General features: G+C 67.8%; 19 protein-coding genes and 3 rRNA genes. 3 read left to right on the plus strand and 19 right to left on the minus strand.

All coding sequences use genetic code 11. The features are described 5' to 3' along the window. Window positions 1–224 precede the first annotated feature (224 nt). Window positions 225–1475, plus strand: coding sequence for a DUF5667 domain-containing protein (locus RKD23_RS16640; protein WP_424854373.1), 1251 nt, complete (start codon window positions 225–227; stop codon window positions 1473–1475). A 70-nt stretch (window positions 1476–1545) separates the two neighbouring features. On the opposite strand, the gene RKD23_RS16645 is transcribed toward RKD23_RS16640, so the two are convergent. From RKD23_RS16645 to RKD23_RS16695, 11 genes are all read right to left on the minus strand, one after another. Continuing rightward, window positions 1546–2577, minus strand: a complete 1032-nt coding sequence (locus tag RKD23_RS16645; RefSeq protein WP_424854374.1) for a lysophospholipid acyltransferase family protein — start codon at window positions 2575–2577, stop codon at window positions 1546–1548. A gap of 14 nt (window positions 2578–2591) precedes the next feature. Next, on the minus strand, window positions 2592–3674 hold the full coding sequence (locus tag RKD23_RS16650; RefSeq protein ID WP_424854375.1) for an NAD-dependent epimerase/dehydratase family protein: 1083 nt from the start codon (window positions 3672–3674) through the stop codon (window positions 2592–2594). 243 nt (window positions 3675–3917) lie between these two features. Further along, complete coding sequence (locus RKD23_RS16655; RefSeq protein ID WP_003948845.1) at window positions 3918–4016, minus strand: 30S ribosomal protein bS22; 99 nt, start codon at window positions 4014–4016, stop codon at window positions 3918–3920. Window positions 4017–4191: 175 nt separating this feature from the next. Then, a complete protein-coding gene (locus RKD23_RS16660) occupies window positions 4192–4404 on the minus strand; it encodes a helix-turn-helix domain-containing protein (RefSeq protein ID WP_004984898.1) in 213 nt (70 codons plus the stop codon). A 129-nt stretch (window positions 4405–4533) separates the two neighbouring features. Next, complete coding sequence (locus RKD23_RS16665; RefSeq protein ID WP_424854376.1) at window positions 4534–5349, minus strand: phosphatase; 816 nt, start codon at window positions 5347–5349, stop codon at window positions 4534–4536. A gap of 761 nt (window positions 5350–6110) precedes the next feature. Then, window positions 6111–7283 carry an acetoin utilization protein AcuC gene (locus tag RKD23_RS16670; protein ID WP_424854377.1) on the minus strand — a complete coding sequence of 391 codons (1173 nt, stop codon included), beginning with the start codon at window positions 7281–7283 and terminating at the stop codon, window positions 6111–6113. Then, window positions 7234–8457, minus strand: a complete 1224-nt coding sequence (locus RKD23_RS16675; RefSeq protein WP_424854378.1) for an MFS transporter — start codon at window positions 8455–8457, stop codon at window positions 7234–7236. Before RKD23_RS16675 ends, RKD23_RS16670 begins: the two co-directional genes overlap by 50 nt. Window positions 8458–8512: 55 nt before the next feature. Continuing rightward, on the minus strand, window positions 8513–9163 hold the full coding sequence (locus RKD23_RS16680) for an HAD family hydrolase (RefSeq protein ID WP_424854379.1): 651 nt from the start codon (window positions 9161–9163) through the stop codon (window positions 8513–8515). A 62-nt stretch (window positions 9164–9225) separates the two neighbouring features. Next, window positions 9226–9342 (minus strand): 5S ribosomal RNA (gene rrf, locus RKD23_RS16685). 88 nt (window positions 9343–9430) lie between these two features. After that, a 23S ribosomal RNA gene (locus RKD23_RS16690) occupies window positions 9431–12553 on the minus strand. 308 nt (window positions 12554–12861) lie between these two features. Further along, window positions 12862–14387 (minus strand): 16S ribosomal RNA (locus RKD23_RS16695). The 16S, 23S and 5S rRNA genes sit together here, the layout of an rRNA operon. An 846-nt stretch (window positions 14388–15233) precedes the next feature. On the opposite strand from RKD23_RS16695, the gene trpS reads away from it, so the two are divergent. Continuing rightward, the gene (gene trpS, locus RKD23_RS16700) at window positions 15234–16274 is read left to right on the plus strand and encodes a tryptophan--tRNA ligase (RefSeq protein WP_424854380.1); all 1041 of its coding nucleotides are present in this window, start codon (window positions 15234–15236) and stop codon (window positions 16272–16274) included. Window positions 16275–16305: 31 nt separating this feature from the next. Here trpS and proC read toward each other — a convergent pair whose 3' ends face one another. The 7 genes from proC to RKD23_RS16735 form a co-directional block, all read right to left on the minus strand. Beyond that, entirely contained in the window at window positions 16306–17118 is an 813-nt protein-coding gene (proC, locus tag RKD23_RS16705; RefSeq protein ID WP_424854381.1) for a pyrroline-5-carboxylate reductase, read from the minus strand. Window positions 17119–17194: 76 nt separating this feature from the next. Beyond that, a complete protein-coding gene (locus RKD23_RS16710; protein ID WP_424854382.1) occupies window positions 17195–17980 on the minus strand; it encodes an ABC transporter permease in 786 nt (261 codons plus the stop codon). Beyond that, window positions 17977–18831, minus strand: coding sequence for an ABC transporter ATP-binding protein (locus RKD23_RS16715; protein WP_424854383.1), 855 nt, complete (start codon window positions 18829–18831; stop codon window positions 17977–17979). Before RKD23_RS16715 ends, RKD23_RS16710 begins: the two co-directional genes overlap by 4 nt. A gap of 283 nt (window positions 18832–19114) precedes the next feature. Beyond that, complete coding sequence (locus tag RKD23_RS16720; protein ID WP_424854384.1) at window positions 19115–19885, minus strand: class I SAM-dependent methyltransferase; 771 nt, start codon at window positions 19883–19885, stop codon at window positions 19115–19117. A 49-nt stretch (window positions 19886–19934) separates the two neighbouring features. Continuing rightward, window positions 19935–20459 (minus strand): EamA/RhaT family transporter, encoded by a 525-nt coding sequence (locus tag RKD23_RS16725; RefSeq protein WP_424854385.1) that lies wholly within the window; start codon window positions 20457–20459, stop codon window positions 19935–19937. 59 nt (window positions 20460–20518) lie between these two features. Continuing rightward, the gene (locus RKD23_RS16730) at window positions 20519–20863 is read right to left on the minus strand and encodes an SH3 domain-containing protein (RefSeq protein WP_424854386.1); all 345 of its coding nucleotides are present in this window, start codon (window positions 20861–20863) and stop codon (window positions 20519–20521) included. A 28-nt stretch (window positions 20864–20891) separates the two neighbouring features. Then, window positions 20892–21203, minus strand: a complete 312-nt coding sequence (locus RKD23_RS16735; RefSeq protein ID WP_424854387.1) for an SH3 domain-containing protein — start codon at window positions 21201–21203, stop codon at window positions 20892–20894. Window positions 21204–21384: 181 nt separating this feature from the next. Between RKD23_RS16735 and RKD23_RS16740 the strand changes: the two genes are divergently transcribed. Next, window positions 21385–23481 carry a serine/threonine-protein kinase gene (locus RKD23_RS16740; RefSeq protein ID WP_424854388.1) on the plus strand — a complete coding sequence of 699 codons (2097 nt, stop codon included), beginning with the start codon at window positions 21385–21387 and terminating at the stop codon, window positions 23479–23481. Between the two features lie 58 nt (window positions 23482–23539). On the opposite strand, the gene ilvD is transcribed toward RKD23_RS16740, so the two are convergent. Continuing rightward, a complete protein-coding gene (ilvD, locus tag RKD23_RS16745) occupies window positions 23540–25393 on the minus strand; it encodes a dihydroxy-acid dehydratase (RefSeq protein ID WP_424854389.1) in 1854 nt (617 codons plus the stop codon). Window positions 25394–25439 lie beyond the last annotated feature (46 nt).

The following is a 25439-nucleotide window of genomic DNA, read 5'->3' on the forward strand; positions in this document are numbered from 1 at the left end:
TCGGTGACACCCAACTAACGGTCAGTGAAAGTCCGTTGACTTCTCGATCCGATCATCCGCAGTCCGTAACCCAAGTGCCACGCCGCTCGTTGTGCGGGATGCAGGCTCCCTGTGGTCACGTCCGAACCGAAGCCCGGTCACTCGATCGGGTGGAAGCGGTCTAGGGCGTGCAACTTTCAGGATCCTCAGGGAGTCGACCGTCATGACGAGAGGAGGTGCCGCCAGTGATCGCGAACGTATCGGCGCACCGGCGGGCGAACGCCTTCGCCCAGGCCCTGGAGGAGCAGTCCGAGCAGGGCACGGCGGCCGAGCAGTCCGAGGGACCGGCACCCACCCCGGCCCCCGCGGAACAGAGCGAGCAGGGCCGCCTGTTGGCCCTGGCCGCCGGTCTCGGTGAGCTGCCCAAACCGGAGCTGGACCCCGAGGTCAAGGTCGTACAGCGGGCCCAGCTCGTGGCCGCGATGGAGGCCATGCTGCAGACGGGCACCGCGGGGGGCGAGGCGACGGACCCTTCGGTACCCGAGCAGCGCTCCCGGAGCCGGGGCGCACACCGGGCGACACCACTGAGCAGATTCCGGCCACGCACCCGGCTGGCCAAGGGCCTCACCGCGGGCGGGCTCAGCGTGGGCGTCGCCGCGGGTGCGTTCGGCGGCGTCGCAGCCGCCAGCTCCGACGCCCTCCCCGGTGACTCGCTCTACGGCCTCAAGCGCGGCATCGAGGACTTCAAGCTCAACTACCTGGCCGACGGCGACACCGAGCGCGGCGAGGTCTACCTCGACCACGCCTCCACGCGCCTGAGCGAGGCACGCCGCCTGATGGAGCGCGGCCGCAGCGGACCCCTGGACCACGAGTCGCTCGGCGAGATCCGCCGCGCCCTGTCCGGCATGCGGCACGACGCCTCCGAGGGCCACCGGCTGCTGCGCGAGGCCTACGAACGCGACCCCGACTCACTGGGCCCCATCCAGGCGCTGTCCAGCTTCTCCCGCTCCCATCGCGAGGCCTGGGGCGCCCTGCGCGACAAGCTGCCCCTCCAGCTCGGCGACGTCAGCGACGAGGTGTCCTCGGTCTTCGACGCCATAGACGAAGAAGTCGCCCCGCTGCAGTCCCTCCTCCCCCAGCCGCCCGCGCAGTCCGGCGGCGGCGCGGGCGGCGGCACCCGGCAGGGCAGCGGGCCCTCCCGGTCGACCGGCACCTCCGGCACCGGCCGCTCCAGCACACCCGGCTCGGGCGGTGGCAGCACCTCCGACAGCAGCCACGGCACCAGCACCGGCAGCCCGAGCGGATCGGCCGGCACCGACACCGACGAGGGCCTCCTCGGCGGCAACACCGGCGGCCTCCTCGAACCACCCCAGGAGCCCGGCACCGCCTCCCCGTCCCAGAGCAGGACACCCACGGCCGAACCCGACGTCACCCTCCCGCCCCTCCTCCCCGGCCTCCTGCCGGGCCTGGGCATCGAGGGCGAGGACGCGGAGTAACGCTCTTACGGCGACGGGGGCGCCCCTTCTCATCGGAAGAAGGGGCGCCCCCGTCGTCGTACCAGAACCGCTAGAAGAACACCGACCTGCGCTGCACCAGCAGCTTGTACAGCGTGTGCTGGATCTGTTCCCGGACCTGGTCGGTCAGGTTGAACATCAGCATCGGGTCCTCGGCGGCCTCCGGCGGGTAGCCGTCGGTCGGGATCGGCTCGCCGAACTGGATCGTCCACTTGGTGGGCAGCGGGATCGCGCCCAGCGGGCCCAGCCACGGGAAGGTCGGCGTCAGCGGGAAGTACGGGAAGCCGAGGAGCCGGGCGAGGGTCTTGGCGTTGCCGATCATCGGGTAGATCTCCTCCGCCCCGACGATCGAGCACGGCACGATCGGCACGCCCTGCCGCAGCGCCGTCGAGACGAAGCCGCCACGGCCGAACCGCTGAAGCTTGTAGCGCTCGCCGAACGGCTTGCCGATGCCCTTGAAGCCCTCCGGCATCACCCCGACCAGCTCACCCTGCGCCAGCAGCCGCTCGGCGTCCTCCGCGCAGGCGAGGGTGTGGCCCAGCTTGCGGGCGAGCTCGTTGACGACCGGCAGCACGAACACCAGATCCGCCGCGAGCAGCCGCAGATGACGGCCCGCCGGGTGATGGTCGTGCACGGCCACCTGCATCATCAGGCCGTCCAGCGGCACCGTGCCCGAGTGGTTGGCGACGATCAGCGCCCCGCCGTCGGCCGGGATGTTCTCGATGCCCTTCACCTCGACCCGGAAGTACTTCTCGTACACCGGGCGCAGCAGAGACATCAGGACCTGGTCGGTGAGTTCCTCGTCGTAGCCGAAGTCGTCGACCTCGTAGTCCCCGGTGAGGCGGCGGCGCAGGAACGCCAGCCCGCTCGCCACCTTGCGCTCGAGGCTGTCCTGCGGCTGCTGCTCCTCGCCGGTCACCGGCACATCGTCCTGCGCGGGCGCCCTCGTGGGCAGGGGCTCGACCTCCCGGACCGGCTCGGTGCCCTTGAGCCGGCTCCCCGCACCGCGGCGCCGCGCGGGCCGCTGCACGCCGCCCCCGCGGGACCGGTCGTCGTCGAACGGAATGACCTTGGCGTCCGCCATCGTTGATGCGCTCCTCAGTCGGCGCTCTGCGTCCGGGGATGGGTCGGGGGCTGGGGCGTGGGGCTGTTGTCCGGTCGCGTCAGCGCGGCGAGCCGGTCGACGGCCCCCGCGATGGCCTCCGGCGGGAGAAGTCCGGGACCCCGGCTGCGGGCGAAGTCCGCGAACGCCTCCGCGGTCGTGTACTTCGGGTGGAATCCCAGCGTCTCGCGCATCTGGTCCGTCGCCACCACCCGCCCGTGGGTGAGCAGCCGGATCTGCTCCGGCGAGAAGTCCGTCACTCCCAGCGTACGCACCATCGTGCCCGCCCAGGTGACCGCGGGCAGCAGCAGCGGCACGGTGGGGCGGCCCAGCCGCCGCGAGCACTGCGACAGCAGCAGGACGCCGTCTCCGGCGATGTTGAAGGTGCCGCTGTTGAGGGTGCCGCGCGCCGGCTCGTGGGAGGCGATCCGCAGGACGTCCATCACGTCGTCCTCGTGCACGAACTGCAGCCTCGGGTCGTAGCCGAAGACGGTGGGCAGCACGGGCAGCGAGAAGTACGCGGCGAGCGGCGAGTCCGCGCTCGGGCCGAGGATGTTGGCGAACCGCAGCACACACACCGCCACATCGGGGCGGCGGCGCGCGAAGCCGCGCACATAGCCCTCGACCTCGACCGCGTCCTTGGCGAAGCCACCGCTCGGCAGCGACTTGGGCGGGGTCGTCTCGGTGAACACGGCCGGATCGCGCGGCGCCGAGCCGTACACGCTCGTACTGGACTTCACCACCAGCCGCTTGACCGTCGGGGACTTCTGGCAGGCGCCCAGCAGCTGCATCGTGCCGATGACGTTGGTCTCCTTGACCGTGGTCCGGCTGCCGCTTCCGAGCGCGGTGGCGGTGACGTCCATGTGGACGACCGTGTCGGCTCCCGTCTCGGCGAGCACGCGCGCGATGGTGGGCTGCCGGATGTCGGCCTGGACGAAGTCCGCGCCGCCCAGGTGGTGCTCGGGCGGCACCGCGTCCACGGCGACGACCCGGTCCACCTCCGGGTCGCGCAGGATCCGTCGTACGAACCGGCCACCCAGCCGACGGGCCACTCCGGTGACGAGCACGACCTTGCCCAAGATCAGCGCCTTCCTTCCGCCTGGCGGTTCGGATCGGTTCCGGTTTCCCTGGCTCGTACCCTGCCGCGTTCCCCGTGTACGGCCAACTTAGCGGGTCGGCGTTGCGCTGTGATGACCTCCGGATGCGGGAGGTGACCGGAAAGAGAGGGGCCGGGGGATATGCGTGTGGCCCCCCACCGCAGGGTGGGGGGCCACAGCCACGCCGTCGTCGGACGGGCCACTACACGTGGCCGCCCGAGGCGCTTACTTCTTGTTGCGACGCTGAACGCGCGTGCGCTTGAGCAGCTTGCGGTGCTTCTTCTTGGCCATCCGCTTGCGCCGCTTCTTGATAACAGAGCCCACGACTACCCTCGCTCACTTCTCATCACTCGGTGCTGGGCGCCATGGGCCCATACGACCTACGAGGGGCTAGCCTACCCGCCCGAGGGCCGAGGTCGTAATCGAGGGGCTGGAGGAGATCCACAAGCGACCGGTATTGCCCTGTGTTGCCCGGAACGGACCTCCTCACCGGTGGCCGTCAGGCGGTTTCCACCCCCACGTAACTCTCCCGCAGGTATTCGTGAACCGCTTGCTCCGGGACGCGGAACGACCGACCGACCCGGATCGCGGGCAGATGACCGCTGTGCACCAGCCGGTACACGGTCATCTTCGACACTCGCATCACTGAGGCGACTTCCGCCACGGTGAGGAACTGAACCTCGTTCAGAGGCCTCTCGCCAGCTGCAGCCATGACACACCTGAACCTTCCGCACTCGACGGCCACCGGCTTCCCCTTCCGGTGACTCTTCGTCGTTGCGTGCTCACTCCCCAATGTAGGGGCGGGTGATGCGAGTGGGGAAGAGGTGCACCCATCGGCGGCCTACTGTGACAGACACGCCCGATTGAGTACGTAGCGGGTAAGCGGACGGTAGTAATCGGACCGCACAGCGTCATCAAGTGGAACGGCCACGGACACCACGCCCTCCGCCTCCCCCACGAAGAGCGCCGGGTCGTCGGTGTCGGCGAGCCCGATGGCCTCGAACCCCAGCTGACCTGCCCCGCAGACCCAGCCGTGGTCGCCGATCACCAGCTCGGGCAGCGGGCCGCCGGCCTCCGCGGCAGCGGCCAGCGCCGTACGAACCGGGAGCGGTGAGTGGGTGTGCGCGCCGGTCGCACGACCGGGGGCGCGAGCGTCGGGGCCGCGCACCAACGCGACTCCTCGTACGTAGTCGAGGACGTGTGTACGTAGACCGAACCGGGTCGTTATGTCGACACAGCGACCCGTCGCTGGGGTGAGGACAGTACATCCCGCCGTCGACAGAGCGTCTGCGAGCTCGGCGTAGAAGCCGAGCAGCCGGTGAGGGTGTCCGGTGCCCAGCAGCACGGGCACCCGGCGCCGGGCGGCGGCCCCGACCCTCTCGGCGAACGCGTCCAGCGCGGTGAGCGTCCGCTGCGGGTCGATCACATCATGCCCCGACGTGCAGTGCGGATCGGCCGAAACCCCGCACTTGTCCGCCATGAGCTCGATCAGATCCCGCTGCTCCCACGTCCACATCGGGTCGAGCCCGATCAGCACCCGGGGGTCCCGCGCCGCGAACAGCCGATAGCTCCGCAGGCTCTCCTCCCTCGACGTCGCCACCGCCCCGGCGATCCGGGCAGCGACGAGATGCGCACGCAGGGCACCGGGAGTCACCATGCGGCGATGGTGACGGAGGGGGCCGGGAGGGGGGACGTAAACGGGAGAACACCGCACGGTTGGCGTAACGACGTGCCGCGCCCTGCCCCGGCGGCCTCGGCCATACGGCGACTGCGGGCCGTCGCGGGCCGCTCGCGCAGTTCCCCGCGCCCCTGGGGCATGCGGGCGGGGGCGTCCCGGCCGCGGGGGTGCGAGCCGCTCAGCTACGGGCAGGCGCGAGCCACTCGGCTGTACGCATGCGCGAGCCACGTAGCTGTACGCGTGCGCGGGCCGCCCAGCTGTCGGCATGCGCGAGCCGCATAGCTGTACGCGTGCGCAGCCGCTCAGCTACGGGTAGGCGCGAGCCGCTCAGCCCCAGCCGTGGCAGGCGCGTACCGCTCAGCTATGCGCGTGCGCGAGCGCATAGCCGCGGGCAGGCGCGAGCCGCATAGCGGTACGCGTACGCAAGCCGCTCGGCTGTGCACAGGCGCGAGCCGCATAGCTGCAGGCAGGCGTGAGCCGCTCGGCTATGCGCGTGCGCGAGCCGCACCGCTGCAGGCAGGCGCGAGCCGCACAGCTGCGGGCATCCGCGAGCCACTCAGCCGTGCGCATGAGCGAGCCGCTCAGCTGCAGGCAGGGCGCAAGCCGCATAGCTGCGGGCAATCGTGCCGCTGGGGCGGCACTGGTGGGCGCAGCGGCGCCTCGTAGCGCCGAGCCGCGCAAACGCCCCGTCCTCAGCCCGGACCCACCCGCACGCGAAAACCCGCCCAGCGACCACGCCCCTACGCCAACAACCCCCGCAAGGGAAACACAGCCCGCCGAGCAGCCAGCACGGCCTGGTCCAGCCGGTCTGCGGGGTCGTACCCCGCCTCCCAGTCGGCGAAGGAAACCGGCCACCGCCCATCGGTCATCCGCATCGGCGCCAACTGCCGAGTCCGCGCATAGACCTCCTGCCGCCAGCTCTCAGGAATCACCGTCTCCGGCGCGATCTCCCGCCCCGCAGCGATCCCCACCAGATGCGTCCAGGACCGCGGCACGACGTCCACCACCGCGTACCCGCCCCCACCGAGCGCGATCCACCGCCCGTCGGCGTACTCGTGCGCCAGCGAGTGACAAGCCACCTGCACCGCCCGCTGCGCGTCCAGCGAGACGGCGAGATGGGCCAGCGGATCCTCGAAGTGGGTGTCGGCGCCGTGCTGCGTCACCAGCACCTGCGGCCGGAAGTCGGCGATCAGCTCCGGCACGACCGCGTGGAACGCCCGCAGCCACCCCGCGTCCCCGGTCCCCGCCGGCAGCGCGACATTCACCGCGCTCCCCTCCGCCGAGGACGCCCCGGTCTCCTCAGGCCACCCGGTCTGTGGGAACAGCGTCCGGGGATGCTCGTGCAACGAGATCGTCAGCACGCGCGGGTCCTCCCAGAACGCCGCCTGCACCCCGTCCCCGTGATGGACGTCGACGTCGATGTACGCGACCCGCTCGGCCCCCAGCTCCAGCAGCCGCGCGATCGCCAGCGAGGCGTCGTTGTAGATGCAGAACCCGGCCGCGCCCCCGGGCATCGCATGGTGCAGCCCGCCCGCGAAGTTCACCGCGTGCAGCGCCTCCCCGCGCCACACCGCCTCCGCCGCGCCCACCGACTGCCCCGCGATCAGCGCCGACACCTCGTGCATCCCGGCGAACGCCGGATCGTCCAGCGTCCCGATCCCGTACGACCCGTCGGCCCCGCCCGGATCCGCCGACGCGGCCTTCACCGCCCGGACGTAGTCCTCACGGTGGACGAGCCGCAGCGTCGACTCCCCCGCCGGCTTCGCCGCCACGACCTCCACGTCCCGGTCCAGCCCGAACGCCCCGACCAGACTCCTGGTCAGGGCGAGGCGGACCGGGTCCATCGGATGCCCCGGCCCGAAGTCATACCCCGTTACTGCCTCGTCCCACATCAGCTGTGCGCGGCCGCTCATGCCCGCCACCGTATCGGTCCGGTTGAGCCGCGAACGACCGGGCATACACGAGCGTCACCAGCACCAACACCATCGGCACCAGCATCGCCCCGCGATAGCTCCACGTGTCCCCGAGCGCCCCCACCAAAGGCGAGCCGATCAGGAACCCGACGTAGTTGAAGACGTTCAACCGCGCCACAGCCGCATCCGACGCCCCCGGGAACAGCCGGCCCGCCGCCGCGAACGTCTGCGGCACCAGCACACACAACCCCAGCCCCAGCAGCAGGAACCCGAGCATCCCCACCCACGCCCCGGGCGCCCCGGCCACCACCGCGAACCCGACCGCCGCCACCAGCGCCCCACCCCGCACGACCGCCACCGCCCCGAACCGCCGCACCCCGAAGTCCCCGAGCGTCCGCCCCACCAGCGTGGTCACCATGTAGACGTTGTACGGGACCGTCGCCAGCTGCTCCGAGCTCCCCAGCACGTCCTGCAGATACTTGGCACTCCAGTTGGAGACGGTCGAGTCCCCGATGTACGCGAAGGTCATCACCAGGCACAGCGGCAGCAGCATCTTGAAGACGACACCGCCGTCCCCGGCACCGGCGGTCGACTCCCCGCCCTTGCCCGCGTCGCCTCCACCACCGACGTACCACCGGCTCCCCACCAGACACAGCGGCAACAGCACACCCACGACCGGCAGATACGACACGAACAGCACCAGGTCCCAGTGCGCCCCCACCCACGCCAGCGAGGCCCCGAGAATCCCGCCCAGGCTGTACGCCGCATGGAACCCGAGCATGATGCTGCGCCCGTACGCCCGCTGCAGACTCACCCCGAGCATGTTCATCGAGGCGTCCAACGCCCCCACGGACAGCCCGAACACCCCGAGGGCCACAGCCAGTTCCGCCATACGGTCCCCCGCCCCCACCCCGAGGAGCGCCAGGAGCACGACCGGCTGGGACCAACGCAGCACCGCACTGGCCGGTATGCGCCGCACCAGCCACTCGGTGCCCACACTGCCCGCCCCGGCCAGCACCGGCACGGCGGCGAGGAACGCGGGCAGCAGGGCGTCGGAGACCCCGTAACGGTCCTGAACGGCGGGGATCCGTGTCACGAGCAGAGCAAAGGCGACGCCCTGCGCGAAGAAGGAGAACGCCAGCGAGGCCCTGCCGCGGCGCAGCACATCAGTCATGGCGGCGAGCGTAGGGCCCCACGGTCCGGCTGGATACGCCGAAGCTGAATTTTCCTCAGCTTCGCTGCAACAGCCCGGCCAGCTCCTTCATGGAGGAGAACAGCAGCGTGGCCCCCGCGAGCTTGGCCGCCGGCGTCATCGCCGTGAACCCGTACACATCCATCCCGGCCGCCACGGCCGCCTGCACCCCGAGCGGGCTGTCCTCGACGACCACACACCGCTCGGGCGCCACCCCCATCCGCTCCGCGGCATGCAGGAAGAGATCGGGCGCCGGCTTCCCCCGCCCCACGTCCTGCGAGCTGAACACCCGCTCCTCGTCGAACCACCGGTCCAGCCCGGTCGTCCGGTGCCCCACCCGGATCCGCTCATGACTCCCCGAGGACGCCACGCAGTACCGCACCCCGGCCGCGTCGAGCCCTTCGAGCACATCGGCGGCCCCGTCCACCGCCTTCAACTCCCGCTCGAACGCCGCGAAGACCCTGCCGTGGAAGACATCGTCGAACTCGGCCGGCAGCCGCTGCCCGGTCCGCTCCTCGATCAGATCGTGGATCCGGTGCATGGCGGACCCCATGTAGTCCCGAATGGAGTCCTCGTACGTCGTCGGATGCCCGACCTCGGTGAGGTACTCGGCCAGCAGCCGATTGGAGATGGGCTCACTGTCGACGAGCACACCGTCGTTGTCGAAGATGATCAAGTCATAGCGCATATGGTGAGCCTAAACGCAGAAAAGGCCCACACCATAAGGTGTGGGCCTCTTCTTCAATGATTGTTCGGCGGCGTCCTACTCTCCCACAGGGTCCCCCCTGCAGTACCATCGGCGCTGTAAGGCTTAGCTTCCGGGTTCGGAATGTAACCGGGCGTTTCCCCTACGCTATGACCACCGAAACACTATGAAACTGTCAACCGCACCACGCCTGTGACATACGTGGGGTTGTTCGTGGTTTCAGAACCAACACAGTGGACGCGAGCAACTGAGGACAAGCCCTCGGCCTATTAGTACCGGTCAACTCCACACGTTACCGTGCTTCCATATCCGGCCTATCAACCCAGTCGTCTACTGGGAGCCTTACCCCATCAAGTGGGTGGGAGTCCTCATCTCGAAGCAGGCTTCCCGCTTAGATGCTTTCAGCGGTTATCCCTCCCGAACGTAGCCAACCAGCCATGCCCTTGGCAGAACAACTGGCACACCAGAGGTTCGTCCGTCCCGGTCCTCTCGTACTAGGGACAGCCCTTCTCAAGACTCCTACGCGCACAGCGGATAGGGACCGAACTGTCTCACGACGTTCTAAACCCAGCTCGCGTACCGCTTTAATGGGCGAACAGCCCAACCCTTGGGACCGACTCCAGCCCCAGGATGCGACGAGCCGACATCGAGGTGCCAAACCATCCCGTCGATATGGACTCTTGGGGAAGATCAGCCTGTTATCCCCGGGGTACCTTTTATCCGTTGAGCGACGGCGCTTCCACAAGCCACCGCCGGATCACTAGTCCCGACTTTCGTCCCTGCTCGACCCGTCGGTCTCACAGTCAAGCTCCCTTGTGCACTTACACTCAACACCTGATTGCCAACCAGGCTGAGGGAACCTTTGGGCGCCTCCGTTACCCTTTGGGAGGCAACCGCCCCAGTTAAACTACCCATCAGACACTGTCCCTGATCCGGATCACGGACCCAGGTTAGACATCCAGCACGACCAGACTGGTATTTCAACGACGACTCCACCCACACTGGCGTGTGAGCTTCAAAGTCTCCCAGCTATCCTACACAAGCCGAACCGAACACCAATATCAAACTGTAGTAAAGGTCCCGGGGTCTTTCCGTCCTGCTGCGCGAAACGAGCATCTTTACTCGTAGTGCAATTTCACCGGGCCTATGGTTGAGACAGTCGAGAAGTCGTTACGCCATTCGTGCAGGTCGGAACTTACCCGACAAGGAATTTCGCTACCTTAGGATGGTTATAGTTACCACCGCCGTTTACTGGCGCTTAAGTTCTCAGCTTCGCAACCCCGAAAGGTCACTAACCGGTCCCCTTAACGTTCCAGCACCGGGCAGGCGTCAGTCCGTATACATCGCCTTACGGCTTCGCACGGACCTGTGTTTTTAGTAAACAGTCGCTTCTCGCTGGTCTCTGCGGCCACACCCAGCTCACCGTGTAAAACGGATCACCAGACATGGCCCCCCTTCTCCCGAAGTTACGGGGGCATTTTGCCGAGTTCCTTAACCATAGTTCACCCGAACGCCTCGGTATTCTCTACCTGACCACCTGAGTCGGTTTAGGGTACGGGCCGCCATGAAACTCGCTAGAGGCTTTTCTCGACAGCATAGGATCATCCACTTCACCACAATCGGCTCGGCATCAGGTCTCAGACTATGTGCAAGGCGGATTTGCCTACCTTGCGTCCTACACCCTTACCCCGGGACAACCACCGCCCGGGATGGACTACCTTCCTGCGTCACCCCATCACTCACCTACTACCAACTTGGGCCGGCGGCTCCACCACTCCCCTTCACCCGAAGGCTCCAGGGCGGCTTCACGGCCTTAGCATCACTGGATTCGATGTTTGACGCTTCACAGCGGGTACCGGAATATCAACCGGTTATCCATCGACTACGCCTGTCGGCCTCGCCTTAGGTCCCGACTTACCCTGGGCAGATCAGCTTGACCCAGGAACCCTTAGTCAATCGGCGCAAACGTTTCTCACGTTTGTATCGCTACTCATGCCTGCATTCTCACTCGTCAACCGTCCACAACTCGCTTCCGCGGCTGCTTCACCCGGCAGACGACGCTCCCCTACCCATCCCAGCCTCCGTTGGGAGTACATGCTGGAATGACACGACTTCGGCGGTACGCTTGAGCCCCGCTACATTGTCGGCGCGGAATCACTAGACCAGTGAGCTATTACGCACTCTTTCAAGGGTGGCTGCTTCTAAGCCAACCTCCTGGTTGTCTGTGCGACTCCACATCCTTTCCCACTTAGCGTACGCTTAGGGGCCTTAGTCGATGCTCTGGGCTGTTTCCCTCTCGACCATGGAGCTTATCCCCCACAGTCTCACTGCCGCGCTCTCACTTACCGGCATTCGGAGTTTGGCTAAGGTCAGTAACCCGGTAGGGCCCATCGCCTATCCAGTGCTCTACCTCCGGCAAGAAACACACGACGCTGCACCTAAATGCATTTCGGGGAGAACCAGCTATCACGGAGTTTGATTGGCCTTTCACCCCTAACCACAGGTCATCCCCCAGGTTTTCAACCCTGGTGGGTTCGGTCCTCCACGAAGTCTTACCTCCGCTTCAACCTGCCCATGGCTAGATCACTCCGCTTCGGGTCTTGAGCGTGCTACTAAAATCGCCCTGTTCGGACTCGCTTTCGCTACGGCTTCCCCACCCGGGTTAACCTCGCAACACACCGCAAACTCGCAGGCTCATTCTTCAAAAGGCACGCAGTCACGAGACACCAGCAAGCTGATGTCCGACGCTCCCACGGCTTGTAGGCACACGGTTTCAGGTACTATTTCACTCCGCTCCCGCGGTACTTTTCACCATTCCCTCACGGTACTATCCGCTATCGGTCACCAGGGAATATTTAGGCTTAGCGGGTGGTCCCGCCAGATTCACACGGGATTTCTCGGGCCCCGTGCTACTTGGGTGTCTCTCAAACGAGCCGCTGACGTTTCGACTACGGGGGTCTTACCCTCTACGCCGGACCTTTCGCATGTCCTTCGCCTACATCAACGGTTTCTGACTCGTCCTGTTGCCGGCAGACAACAGAAGAGAGATCCCACAACCCCGTATGCGCAACCCCTGCCGGGTCTCACACGCATACGGTTTGGCCTCATCCGGTTTCGCTCGCCACTACTCCCGGAATCACGGTTGTTTTCTCTTCCTGAGGGTACTGAGATGTTTCACTTCCCCTCGTTCCCTCCACTTGCCCTATGTGTTCAGGCAAGGGTGACAGCCCATGACGACTGCCGGGTTTCCCCATTCGGAAACCCCCGGATCAAAGCCTGGTTGACGACTCCCCGGGGACTATCGTGGCCTCCCACGTCCTTCATCGGTTCCTGGTGCCAAGGCATCCACCGTGCGCCCTTAAAAACTTGGCCACAGATGCTCGCGTCCACTGTGCAGTTCTCAAACAACGACCAACCACCCGTCACAACCCACCGAAGCAGATTTTTACCGGGGCCGGCATCACGAGGGGGTTCATTCCCTCAGATACCCAACAGCGTGCCCGACCAGCTCCCGTCCGAAGATCATGCGTTCCACGCTCTTGCGAGCAGTACTAGCAGCCTCCGACCCAGAATCCGGCCGAGTAGTCAACGTTCCACCCATGAGCAACCAGCATCAGACATTCGCTGATGTACTGGCCTCTGACCTCGTCCCGAAGGACTCGGTAAGAAGTGCTCCTTAGAAAGGAGGTGATCCAGCCGCACCTTCCGGTACGGCTACCTTGTTACGACTTCGTCCCAATCGCCAGTCCCACCTTCGACAGCTCCCTCCCACAAGGGGTTGGGCCACCGGCTTCGGGTGTTACCGACTTTCGTGACGTGACGGGCGGTGTGTACAAGGCCCGGGAACGTATTCACCGCAGCAATGCTGATCTGCGATTACTAGCGACTCCGACTTCATGGGGTCGAGTTGCAGACCCCAATCCGAACTGAGACCGGCTTTTTGAGATTCGCTCCACCTCACGGTATCGCAGCTCATTGTACCGGCCATTGTAGCACGTGTGCAGCCCAAGACATAAGGGGCATGATGACTTGACGTCGTCCCCACCTTCCTCCGAGTTGACCCCGGCGGTCTCCCGTGAGTCCCCAGCACCACAAGGGCCTGCTGGCAACACGGGACAAGGGTTGCGCTCGTTGCGGGACTTAACCCAACATCTCACGACACGAGCTGACGACAGCCATGCACCACCTGTACACCGACCACAAGGGGGCGCCCATCTCTGGACGTTTCCGGTGTATGTCAAGCCTTGGTAAGGTTCTTCGCGTTGCGTCGAATTAAGCCACATGCTCCGCCGCTTGTGCGGGCCCCCGTCAATTCCTTTGAGTTTTAGCCTTGCGGCCGTACTCCCCAGGCGGGGCACTTAATGCGTTAGCTGCGGCACGGACAACGTGGAATGTTGCCCACACCTAGTGCCCACCGTTTACGGCGTGGACTACCAGGGTATCTAATCCTGTTCGCTCCCCACGCTTTCGCTCCTCAGCGTCAGTATCGGCCCAGAGATCCGCCTTCGCCACCGGTGTTCCTCCTGATATCTGCGCATTTCACCGCTACACCAGGAATTCCGATCTCCCCTACCGAACTCTAGCCTGCCCGTATCGACTGCAGACCCGGGGTTAAGCCCCGGGCTTTCACAACCGACGCGACAAGCCGCCTACGAGCTCTTTACGCCCAATAATTCCGGACAACGCTTGCGCCCTACGTATTACCGCGGCTGCTGGCACGTAGTTAGCCGGCGCTTCTTCTGCAGGTACCGTCACTTTCGCTTCTTCCCTGCTGAAAGAGGTTTACAACCCGAAGGCCGTCATCCCTCACGCGGCGTCGCTGCATCAGGCTTTCGCCCATTGTGCAATATTCCCCACTGCTGCCTCCCGTAGGAGTCTGGGCCGTGTCTCAGTCCCAGTGTGGCCGGTCGCCCTCTCAGGCCGGCTACCCGTCGTCGCCTTGGTGAGCCATTACCTCACCAACAAGCTGATAGGCCGCGGGCTCATCCTGCACCGCCGGAGCTTTCGATCACCAAGGATGCCCAAGATGATCAGTATCCGGTATTAGACCCCGTTTCCAGGGCTTGTCCCAGAGTGCAGGGCAGATTGCCCACGTGTTACTCACCCGTTCGCCACTAATCCCCACCGAAGTGGTTCATCGTTCGACTTGCATGTGTTAAGCACGCCGCCAGCGTTCGTCCTGAGCCAGGATCAAACTCTCCGTGAATGTTTACTCGGCCAGAAAATTAATTCAGCCGGTGCACACACACGAGAGCGGAACATCGGGAGGAATAGTCCCGACGTTCACAGCGTCCTCGCTGTGTTTTTCAAAGGAACCTCAACCCGATCGGAACCGATCAGGTCGGGGTATCAACATATCTGGCGTTGACTTTTGGCACGCTGTTGAGTTCTCAAGGAACGGACGCTTCCTTTGTACTCACCCTCTCGGGCTTTCCTCCGGGCGCTTCCCTTCGGTCTTGCGTTTCCGACTCTATCAGATCTTTTTCCGATCCGATTTCCTCGGTGCTTTCCAGGTTCCCGCTTCCGCGTTTCCCTTTCCGGCGGTTCCGACTCTATCAGATCCTTTCGGCGTCTGACTCCCAGTCAGGGGGTTTGTCTTCCCGGCCGCTTGGCCGTTCCGACGAGTGAGACTTTAGCGGATTCCTGGCTCCCGAGCTAATCGGGGGCCTGCGCCCTTTCGAACGCGGATTCCTCATTTCGCGAATACACATGCCAATGACGCGACGACAGGCGGACGAGCCGACTGCGCGTCGAGAGTGGTTGGTACTTGCGGAATGGCTGTCCGGGGACCGACCTTGGTCGGCGCTCACGTCGGACAACTCGGAGAACAGTACGGACCGAGGGAGATCGTGTCAACCCGGCCCCGGAAGGGGTCCCTGAGGCGTACCGTGGGCGTCATGACTACGCGTACGTGTCACCAGCAGTGGTGGGCCGCCTGACGGGCGGCCGGACTCACGTATGCACTCAACGGCCGCCGCTTCGGCGGCCGTTCTTGTATCTCCCTCCTGGGAGCCGGCCGGCGGGTGCGGCGGTCTCGACCAGGAGGTAGGAGATGAAGCGGGTCTTCAGCGGGGTCAAGCCGACCGGGCATCTGACGCTGGGGAACTATCTGGGGGCCATGCGGCAGTGGGCCGAGGTGGATCAGCATCGGTCGGACGCGCTGTTCTGCGTCGTCGACCTGCACGCGCTGACCGTGGACCACGACCCCGCGCGGGTGCGCCGGCTGAGCCGGCAGGCGGCCACCCTGCTGCTCGCGGCCGGGCTGGACCCGGAGCTGTGCACCGTATTCGTACAGAGTCATGTGGATGAGCACGCGCGGCTGTCGTACGTACTGGAGTGTGTGGCCACCGACGGCGAGATGCGGCGGATGATCCAGTACAAGGAGAAGGCGGCGCGCGAGCGGGAGCGGGGCGGGAGTGTGCGGCTGTCGTTGCTGACGTATCCCGTGCTGATGGCAGCGGACATCCTGGCGTACGGCGCGGACGAGGTGCCGGTCGGGGACGACCAGGCGCAGCATGTCGAGCTGACGCGGGATCTCGCGGTGCGGTTCAACCAGCGGTACGGGCACACGTTCGTGGTGCCGAGGGCGACGGTCCCGGCGGTGGCGGCTCGGGTGATGAACCTGCAGGAGCCGGCGTCGAAGATGGGGAAGAGCGACGACGTGGGGCCGGGGATCGTCTATCTGCTGGACGAGCCGGACGTGGTGCGCAAGAAGGTGATGCGGGCCGTGACCGACAGCGGGCAGGACGTCGTGTACGACCGCGAGGGGCGGCCGGGGGTGTCGAATCTGCTGGAGATCCTGGCCGCGTGCACGAATGGGAACCCCGCGGACCTGAGCGGTGTATATGAGTCGTACGGCGCCTTGAAGAAGGACACCGCAGAGGCCGTGGTCGAACTCCTCAGGCCCGTACAGGCCAGGCACAAGGAGTTGTGCGCGGACCCTGCGTATGTGGAGGAGGTGCTGCGGCGTGGTGCGGAGAAGGCGCGGGCGATGGCGCGGCCGACCGTGGATGCCGCCTATCGGGCGATCGGGTTGCTGCCCGCCGCTGAGACCGGGGCGGTGACGGGGGCGGTGGTGAGCGCCGCCGGGTAGGCGCGGCGGGTGAGCCGCCGCGCCCGGGGGGTCAGCTGTTGTTGCCGGAGGCCAGCTCGCGGCTGCGGTCGCGGGCGGCTTCGAGGGCGGCGATGAGGGCGGCTCGTACGCCGTGGTTCTCGAGTTCGCGGATGGCGTTGATGGTGGTGCCGGCGGGCGAGGTGACGTTCTCGCGGAGCTTGACCGGGTGTTCGCCGCTGTCGCGGAGCATCGTGGCGGCGCCGATCGCGGACTGCACGATGAGGTCGTGGGCCTTGTCGCGGGGCAGGCCGAGCAGGATGCCGGCATCGGTCATGGCTTCGACCAGGTAGAAGAAGTAGGCCGGGCCGGAGCCGGAGAGGGCGGTGCAGGCGTCCTGCTGGGACTCGGGGACGCGCAGGGTCTTGCCGACGGCGCCGAAGATCTCCTCGGTGTGGGCGAGGTGGTCGGCGGTGGCGTGGGTGCCGGCGGAGATGACGGACATGGCCTCGTCGACGAGGGCGGGGGTGTTCGTCATGACGCGGACGACCGGGGTGCCGGCGGCGAGGCGCTCTTCGAAGAAGGAGGTGGGGATGCCCGCGGCGCCGCTGATGACCAGGCGGTCGGCGGGGATGTGCGGGGCGAGTTCGTCGAGGAGGGTGCCCATGTCCTGCGGTTTGACCGTGAGGATGAGCGTGTCGGCGGTCTTGGCGGCCTCGGTGTTGGTGACCGGGGTGACTCCGTAGCGGGTGCGGAGTTCTTCGGCCCGTTCGGGGCGGCGGGCGGTGACCAGGAGGTCGGCGGGGGACCAGCCGGCGCGGATCATTCCGCTGAGCAGGGCTTCGCCGATCTTGCCGGTGCCGAGGACTGCGACTTTCTGGGTCATGCTCAGGTGCCCTCCGGGGTGTGCGTCGTCCGGGTTCATCCTCGCACCGGCGCCGCCGGCCCTGCTCGGCTGTCCGTCATGCGGTCCGGCGCCTGAGGGTCGCCGCGCCGAGGGTCAGGACGAGCAGGGCGCAGCCGGCGACGACGAGGGCGTCGCGGACGAAGGTGGCGGTCATGTCGGTGTGGTGGAGGACCTCGTTCATGCCGTCGACGGCGTAGGACATGGGCAGGACGTCGGAGAGGGCCTCCAGGGCGGGGTGCATGTTCGCGCGCGGGGTGAACAGGCCGCAGAGGAGGAGCTGGGGGAAGATCACGGCCGGCATGAACTGGACGGCCTGGAACTCGGAGGCCGCGAAGGCGGAGACGAAGAGGCCGAGGGCGGTGCCGAGAAGGGCGTCGAGCAGGGCGACGAGAAGGAGGAGCCAGGGGGAGCCGGTGACGTCGAGGCCGAGGAACCACAGGGCGAGGCCGGTGGCGAGGGCGGACTGGATGATCGCGAGGGCGCCGAAGGCGAGGGCGTAGCCGGCGATGAGGTCGGCTTTGCCGAGGGGCATGGCGAGGAGGCGTTCGAGGGTGCCGGAGGTGCGTTCGCGCAGGGTGGCGATGGAGGTCACCAGGAACATGGTGATGAGGGGGAAGATGCCGAGGAGCGAGGCGCCGATGTTGTCGAAGACGCGTGGGCTGCCGTCGAAGACGTAGCGCAGCAGGAAGAGCATCACGCACGGGATGAGGACCATCATCGCGATGGTGCGCGGGTCGTGGCGGAGCTGGCGCAGGACGCGGGCCGCGGTGGCGAGGGTGCGGGCGGGGTGGAGGGCGCCGGTGGGGGCGGGCGGTGTCGCTGTGCTTGTCGTGGTGGTCATCGGGTGGTCTCTTTCGGGCCGTTGCTCGGGTTCGGGTTCGTGGCTGCTGTCGCCTGGTCCACCAGGTGGAGGAAGGCGTCCTCGACGGTGTCGGTGCTGGTGCGGGTGCGCAGGGCGTCGGGGGTGTCGTCGGCGAGGATGCGGCCGTCGCGCATGAGGAGCAGGCGGTGGCAGCGTTCGGCTTCGTCCATGACGTGCGAGGAGACGAGGAGGGTGGCGCCGCGGCGGGTGGCGATGTCGTGGAAGAGGTTCCACAGGTCGCGGCGCAGGACCGGGTCGAGTCCGACGGTGGGTTCGTCCAGGACGAGGAGTTCGGGGGTGCCGAGGAGGGCGACGGCGAGGGAGACGCGGCTGCGCTGTCCGCCGGAGAGGTTGCCGGCGAGGGTGTCGGCGTGGCTGGTGAGGTCGACGTCGTCGATGGCGCGGGTGACGTCGCTGTGGCGTTGTGCGGCGGCTGCGTGGCCGGGGGTGAGGATCGCGGCGAAGTAGTCGAGGTTCTGGCGGACGGTGAGGTCGTCGTAGACGGAGGGGGCCTGGGTGACGTAGCCGATGCGGGTGCGCAGGCGGGGGTGGCCTGCGGGGCGGCCGAGGACGTCGAGGGTGCCGGTGACCTTGGCCTGGGTGCCGACGATGGCCCGCATGAGGGTGGACTTGCCGCAGCCGGAGGGGCCGAGGAGTCCGGTGATCTGGCCGCGCGGGACGGTGAAGTGGAGGTCGTGCAGGACGGTGCGGGGGCCGCGGACGACGGTGAGTCCGGCGGCGCGGACGGCGGGGGTGTCGAGGGGGTCGGGGTCGCGTAGGGAGGCGGTTCGGGGGTCGTGGTCCGGGGGCTCGGACCTGTAATTCACCATGTGATGAATAATCCTCGCGCCTCGATGACGCGTCAAGGTGAGCGGAGGAGTCCGGAGGCTGCGGCGGAGCGCTGGGACGGTCACCGGTGGGTGTGTGGATCGCCGTGCCGGCGCAGGGCCCAGCTCCGCTTCATGGCGGCGGGCTCCAGCGGTCGGCCCCTGCCCCGGCTCGGCGCTCGCGTCGATGCCGAGGCCGAAGCCGGGTTCTGGGGTGGTGCCTGCCTTCGAGTGGCTGGACACGCTGCCGCACGGCCGGGAGGTGTGGCTGGAGTGGGCCGTGGGGTCAGGTGTCGGTGCGGGCGACGAGCAGGTCGACGTCGTAGGTCTCCTCGACGATTCCGTCGGGGAAGGCCTTCAGCAGGTGCTCGCGCTCGGCGGTGAGGAAGGCGGTGCGGCGTTCCTCGGTGTCGGTGAGGAACATCGAGTGGCTGCCGAGGTTGGCGAGGTGGGTGTCGACGGGGATGCGACGGCTCCAGCGCAGGGTGCGGGGGGTGAGGTCGAGGCGGCCTTCGGGGTCGGCGACTTCGGGGTGCGTGTCGCGCTTCTTATAGGCCTCGATGTCGATGCCGAAGTGCGCTGCCTGGCGGGCGCCCGCCTCGGCGATCCAGGGCACGTCCGCGGCGCCCATGTTCCACCACAGGGCGAGCGCGCCGCCGGGGCGCAGCACGCGCAGGGCCTCCGGGACGGAGCGGGCGGGGTCGGTCCAGTGCCAGGACTGGGCGTAGGTGAGGAGGTCGACGGAGGCGGAGGCGAGGGGGAGGTGGTTGCCGTCGCCTCGGACGAGGGGTACGTCGGGGTGCGCGCGGCGGAACTCGGCCGCCATGCCGGAGCCGGGTTCCACGGCGATCACCTCGGCGCCGCGGGCGCGCAGCAGGGCGGTGGCTATGCCCGTACCGGCGCCTATGTCCGCGACGCGGGCGCCGTGCAGGGGGCGGCCGGCGAGGTCCTCGATCGCGTCGAGGAGGGCGGGCGGGTAGGAGGGCCGGTTGGCGGCGTACTGGGCCGCGGCCGCGTTGAAGGAGTGGGCTCGGGCGCTGTGTGTGGGAGCCGTCATGAGGTCATCGTGCCCATGGGCGGCTTGGTGTGCGGGGGCTTTTCCGGGGTCAGGAGCGGCGGCGCTTCCTCGCCGGGTTGCCTGTCCGGCGGGCCGAACGCTTCTGGTGTTCCTGCAGGGCCGTCTCGTACTCCCGGCGGTGCAGTTTCTCGCCGGGGGCCTCGGTGAGCGAGCGGACGAAGTAGGCGAGCAGGGAGCCGACGAAGCCGATGGTGAGCAGGCCGCGCAGGGAGGCCTGGCGGTCGGGGTCGGGGCGCTTGCGGAAGCTGTCCCAGGTGTGGCCGAAGGCGAGCGCGCTGCACGCGGCGAACATCACGGTGACCAGGAGGGTGACGAACGTGCCGATGTCCGCGATCTGCAGGCCCTCGTAGGCGAATCGCAGGACCAGGCAGGAGCCGGCGGCGAGGGCGAGCGAGCCGACGGAGGCGGCGATGCGGCGGAGGGTGTAGCCGTTGTCGTGCTCCACCCAGGTCGTGCCGAAGTACCGGAGGGGTTCGGGGGCGGGGGCCTCCGGCCGGGAGCCCGCCGCCTGGTCCCGGGTGCCGCTGCCGTTGCCGTTCTGCTTGTCGCTCACGGGTCGATTATGCGGCTGGGGTGGGGCGGGCTCCGTTTTCGCCTCGGGAGCCGGGGGGCTCAGGCGCAGCGGGAGGCCACGTAGCGGTCGCTGCCCGTGTTCACGTACGCGTCGGAGACGAACTCGCCGTCGTCGATGTTGTCCCAGAGGTTCGACGTGCCGTACGGACCGGTCACCGTCGTGCCCGGCATCTGGCAGAAGATCGCCACCTTGGAGCCCTCCGGGAGGACCCGCACGATGCGGTAGCCGGTGCCGGGGCCGCTGCGGACGTTGAGCCGGACGTCCGGAGCGATCGAGTAGGAGCGCATCACGGCTGCCGTGGCCGTGGGCGACACCCCGACCAGCAGCAGGAATGCGCCGGCCACGGCTGTCAGGAGGAGGGATGCGCGTCCGAGCAGTGCCATTGCGGTCCTGTCCTTGTCGGCGTCGAGATCAGATGCAGCGGGAGGCGACGTAGCCGTCGCTGCCCGTGTTCACGTACGCGTCGGAGACGTACTCGCCGTTGCTGATGTTGTCCCAGAGGCTCGAGGTGCCGTAGGGGCCCGTCACCCGGGTGCCGGGGCACTGGCAGTAGATCGGGACCTTCGATCCTTCCGGCAGGACTCGCACGATGCGGTAGCCGGTGCCCGGACCGCTGCGGACATTCAGCCGGACGCCCGGAGCGACCGAGTAGTAGGTCAGGACGTCGGACGCCGTGGCGGACAGCTCCTCGCCCTCACCTTCCGCGACATGGTCGACTGCCATGAATACCTCCCCCGTTGGGCCCCTTGAGCACCGCCCGCGGGGCCGCTGATGCTTGGAATCACGCCCTGGAACGCGCGTGCACAACTCGCACACGGAGGCTAGCAAGCCGCCTCGGCCTCGTACGAGTCATCGACTAGGCTCCGTGCGTCGCGCGCGCGGACGAACAGCACGGGGGTGGTCCATGGCGCCGCAGAGCAACATCGGGATAGGGGCGGAAGCGGAACTTCCCGAGTACGCCGGCCACTACCTCTTGGAGTCGCGCCTGGGCTCCGGCGGGATGGGGGTCGTGCACCTGGCGCGCAGCACCTCCGGGATGCAGCTCGCCGTGAAGGTCGTACATGCCGAGTTCGCGAGGGACCCCGAGTTCAGGGGGAGGTTCCGGCAGGAGGTAGCTGCGGCTCGGCGGGTGAGCGGGGCCTTCACCGCGCCCGTGGTGGATGCCGATCCCGAGGCCGAACGGCCCTGGATGGCCACGCTCTTCATCCCTGGGCCGACGCTCGCGGAGCATGTGAAGCGGAACGGGCCGATGAATGTCGAGCAGTTGCGTCGGCTGATGGCCGGACTGGCCGAGGCTCTGCGGGACATTCATCGTGTCGGAGTCGTGCACCGGGATCTGAAGCCGAGCAACGTGCTGCTCGCCGAAGACGGTCCGAAGGTCATCGACTTCGGTATATCCCGACCCAAGGACAGTGAACTGCGGACCGAGACCGGAAAGTTGATCGGTACGCCGCCGTTCATGGCTCCCGAACAGTTCCGTCGGCCACGGGAGGTCGGGCCCGCGGCGGACATCTTCGCGCTCGGTTCGGTGATGGTGCATGCGGCGACCGGACGGGGGCCGTTCGACTCCGACAGCCCCTATGTCGTCGCCTACCAGGTCGTGCACGACGAGCCCGACCTGACCGACGTGCCGGGCAGTCTCGCGCCGCTGGTGTCACGGTGTCTGGCGAAGGAGCCCGAGGAACGGCCCACGCCCGACGAGCTCATGCGCGAGCTCCGGTCGCTCGCCGCTTCCTACGACACGCAGGCGTTCATCCCGACACAGCGCACGGCCGACGTCCCGAAACCACAGCCCCGTCCCGCTTCCGCGGTTGGCGCGGCCCGCAAGCGCCGGGGCAGGCGGACGGTCGTCGGCGCCGCCACATTGGTGGTCCTGGCGGTCAGTGCCGTCGTCGCTCTCCGCGTGGTGACCGACGAGCCCAAGGCTGCGGAAACCGCCGGTACGCACACCGCTTCCGCCGCCGTCCGGGCGTGGGAGACCGAGCCCGTGGCCGGTGACACGACAGCTCCGCAGTGCTCCTACGGCGACGGAAGGCTGCTGTGTGGGCAGCGGGACGTGGTCTTCGCGCTGGATCCGGCCGATGGCACGCTGCTGTGGCGGCGTTCCATCATGGGGTCCCAGCGCAGCGGCGCACCCGTCCTGTCCGGTGGCCTGGTGCACCCCCTGGCAGAGGGGACCGAGCAGCTCGAGGCCATCGATCCCGCGTCGGGCAAAGTGCGTTGGCACCATCGGACGCCAGGCCCGTCCGGGGGGATGCAGCCTGCCGGGGACACGCTCCTGCACACCAGCCCTGACGGAACGACCACGGCCATGGACGGCGCTACGGGTGAGAACCTGTGGAGCCACCGGGTCGGAGAAGGGCTGTCGTCGTACTTCGTGTCGTTCCGCGGGGATCCTCTGGCGTACACGACGACGGTGAACGAGGGTGGCTTCAGCACGGTCACGGCATTGGTACCGAGGACGGGTGCCGTGAAGTGGGAAGCCCGGCTGGAGGGGGCCTTGGAACTCGCCGCCTCGCAGGACGGGTCGCTCTACTTCCTCGCCACGGACCATGCCTCGGGCAGGACGAGCGGCGTCGTCCGCTACACCCCGGGGGCAGGGACGGAGCACCGGGTGAAGTTGTCCGTGCCCCGGCAGGACGCCCAGGTGGGCATCCATGGTGACAGCATCTACATCCTGTCTGTCGGGGGGGCCTTGGAAGCCCTCGACTCAGCCACGGGAAAGCGGAAGTGGCAGCTCGAGACATCAGTGGTCCGCGGCTCCGCCCCCGTCGCCGACGCCCGGCACGTCTACTTCACCGCCCCCGACGGACGGCTCTTCGCGGTGGACGCCCGCAACGGACACCTCCTCGGCCAGACACGCCCGCGCCCCAGCGCCGCCTCCGACAAGGTGCCCGGTGAGCTGCCCGAACCCCTCGTCCGCGACGGCCGTGTCTACGCCTCCGCCCCCGACGGCACCGTCTTCTCCGTGCCCGCGAAGGACCCCGCCGCCTGGCGGTGATGTGCGAAGGGGCCGCCCTTCCCGGGAGGGAAGGGCGGCCCCAGGGGCGCGGGAGGTGTCAGCCCAGCTTGGTCACGTCGCGGACCGCGCCCTTGTCGGCGCTGGTGGCCATGGCGGCGTAGGCGCGCAGTGCCGCGGAGACCTTGCGGACGCGGGACTTGGGGGCGTGGTTGCCGCCCAGGGCCTGCTCGCGGCGGGCCAGCTCGGCGTCGTCGACCAGGAGCTCGATCGTGCGGTTGGGGATGTCGATGCGGATGCGGTCGCCGTCCTCGACCAGGGCGATGGTGCCGCCGGAGGCCGCCTCGGGGGAGGCGTGGCCGATGGAGAGGCCGGAGGTGCCGCCGGAGAAGCGGCCGTCGGTGACCAGGGCGCAGGTCTTGCCGAGGCCGCGGCCCTTGAGGAAGGAGGTCGGGTGGAGCATCTCCTGCATGCCGGGGCCGCCCTTGGGGCCCTCGTAGCGGATGACGACGACGTCGCCGTGCGTGATCTGCTTGTTGAGGATCTTCTCGACGGCTTCCTCCTGGGACTCGCAGACGACCGCGGGGCCCTCGAAGGTCCAGATGGACTCGTCGACGCCGGCCGTCTTCACGACGCAGCCGTCGACGGCCAGGTTGCCCTTGAGGACCGCGAGGCCGCCGTCCTTGGAGTAGGCGTGCTCGGCGGAGCGGATGCAGCCGTTCTCGGCGTCCGTGTCGAGGGCCTCCCAGCGCTCGGACTGGGAGAAGGCCTCGGAGGAGCGCACGCAGCCGGGCGCCGCGTGCCACAGTTCCACCGCCTCGGGGGACGGGGAGCCGCCGCGGACGTCCCACGTCTTGAGCCAGTCGGCCAGGGACGTGCTGTGCACGGAGTGGACGTCCTCGTTGAGCAGGCCGCCTCGGTGCAGCTCGCCCAGCAGGGCGGGGATGCCGCCGGCGCGGTGGACGTCCTCCATGTAGTACGTACGGTTCTTGGCGACGTTCGGGGCGACCTTCGCCAGGCAGGGGACCCGGCGGGACACGGCGTCGATCTCCTCCAGGCCGAAGGGGACGCCCGCTTCCTGGGCGGCGGCCAGCAGGTGGAGGATCGTGTTCGTGGAGCCGCCCATCGCGATGTCGAGGGCCATGGCGTTCTCGAAGGCCGCGAAGGTGGCGATGTTCAGCGGGAGGACCGACTCGTCGTCCTGCTCGTAGTAGCGGTGGACCAGGTCCATCACCGTGCGGGCGGCGTCGACGTAGAGCCGCTTGCGGGCGGTGTGGGTGGCCAGCACCGAGCCGTTGCCGGGCAGGGACAGGCCGATGGCCTCGGTCAGGCAGTTCATCGAGTTGGCGGTGAACATGCCGGAACAGGAACCGCAGGTCGGACAGGCGTTCTCCTCGATGCGGAGGATGTCCTCGTCCGAGATCTTGTCGTTCACGGCGTCGGAGATCGCGTCGACCAGGTCGAGGGTGCGGACCGTGCCGTCGACCAGAGTGGCGCGGCCGGCCTCCATGGGGCCGCCGGAGACGAAGACCGTCGGGATGTTCAGGCGGAGTGCCGCCATCAGCATGCCCGGGGTGATCTTGTCGCAGTTGGAGATGCAGACCAGGGCGTCGGCGCAGTGCGCCTCGACCATGTACTCCACGCTGTCCGCGATCAGGTCGCGGGAGGGCAGGGAGTAGAGCATGCCGCCGTGGCCCATCGCGATGCCGTCGTCGACGGCGATCGTGTTGAACTCGCGCGGGATGCCGCCCGCCTCCGTGATCGCCTCGCTGACGATTCGGCCGACCGGCTGGAGGTGGGTGTGGCCGGGCACGAACTCGGTGAAGGAGTTCGCCACCGCGATGATCGGCTTCCGGCCGATGTCCGCGCCGGGTACACCGGCGGCACGCAGTAGGGCGCGGGCGCCCGCCATGTTGCGGCCGTGGGTGACTGTGCGGGACCTCAGCTCGGGCATCGTCGCTCGCTCCTTCAGACAGATAGGGCTGATACCGAGCGTACGC

Source organism: Streptomyces sp. SAI-170 (assembly GCF_049739565.1).
Classification (GTDB): Bacteria; Actinomycetota; Actinomycetes; order Streptomycetales; family Streptomycetaceae; genus Streptomyces.

Bases quoted from the DNA above. Each gene is read 5' to 3' on its own strand.
- RKD23_RS16665 (WP_424854376.1), bottom strand. From the start codon at position 5,349: ATGGTGACTCCCGGTGCCCTGCGTGCGCATCTCGTCGCTGCCCGGATC.
- proC (WP_424854381.1), bottom strand. From the start codon at position 17,118: ATGACCCAGAAAGTCGCAGTCCTCGGCACCGGCAAGATCGGCGAAGCC.
- RKD23_RS16740 (WP_424854388.1), top strand. From the start codon at position 21,385: ATGGCGCCGCAGAGCAACATCGGGATAGGGGCGGAAGCGGAACTTCCC.
- RKD23_RS16710 (WP_424854382.1), bottom strand. From the start codon at position 17,980: ATGACCACCACGACAAGCACAGCGACACCGCCCGCCCCCACCGGCGCC.
- RKD23_RS16720 (WP_424854384.1), bottom strand. From the start codon at position 19,885: ATGACGGCTCCCACACACAGCGCCCGAGCCCACTCCTTCAACGCGGCC.
- RKD23_RS16660 (WP_004984898.1), bottom strand. From the start codon at position 4,404: ATGGCTGCAGCTGGCGAGAGGCCTCTGAACGAGGTTCAGTTCCTCACC.
- trpS (WP_424854380.1), top strand. From the start codon at position 15,234: ATGAAGCGGGTCTTCAGCGGGGTCAAGCCGACCGGGCATCTGACGCTG.
- RKD23_RS16715 (WP_424854383.1), bottom strand. From the start codon at position 18,831: ATGGTGAATTACAGGTCCGAGCCCCCGGACCACGACCCCCGAACCGCC.
- RKD23_RS16730 (WP_424854386.1), bottom strand. From the start codon at position 20,863: ATGGCACTGCTCGGACGCGCATCCCTCCTCCTGACAGCCGTGGCCGGC.
- RKD23_RS16680 (WP_424854379.1), bottom strand. From the start codon at position 9,163: ATGCGCTATGACTTGATCATCTTCGACAACGACGGTGTGCTCGTCGAC.
- RKD23_RS16675 (WP_424854378.1), bottom strand. From the start codon at position 8,457: ATGACTGATGTGCTGCGCCGCGGCAGGGCCTCGCTGGCGTTCTCCTTC.
- RKD23_RS16670 (WP_424854377.1), bottom strand. From the start codon at position 7,283: ATGAGCGGCCGCGCACAGCTGATGTGGGACGAGGCAGTAACGGGGTAT.
- ilvD (WP_424854389.1), bottom strand. From the start codon at position 25,393: ATGCCCGAGCTGAGGTCCCGCACAGTCACCCACGGCCGCAACATGGCG.
- RKD23_RS16735 (WP_424854387.1), bottom strand. From the start codon at position 21,203: ATGGCAGTCGACCATGTCGCGGAAGGTGAGGGCGAGGAGCTGTCCGCC.
- RKD23_RS16645 (WP_424854374.1), bottom strand. From the start codon at position 2,577: ATGGCGGACGCCAAGGTCATTCCGTTCGACGACGACCGGTCCCGCGGG.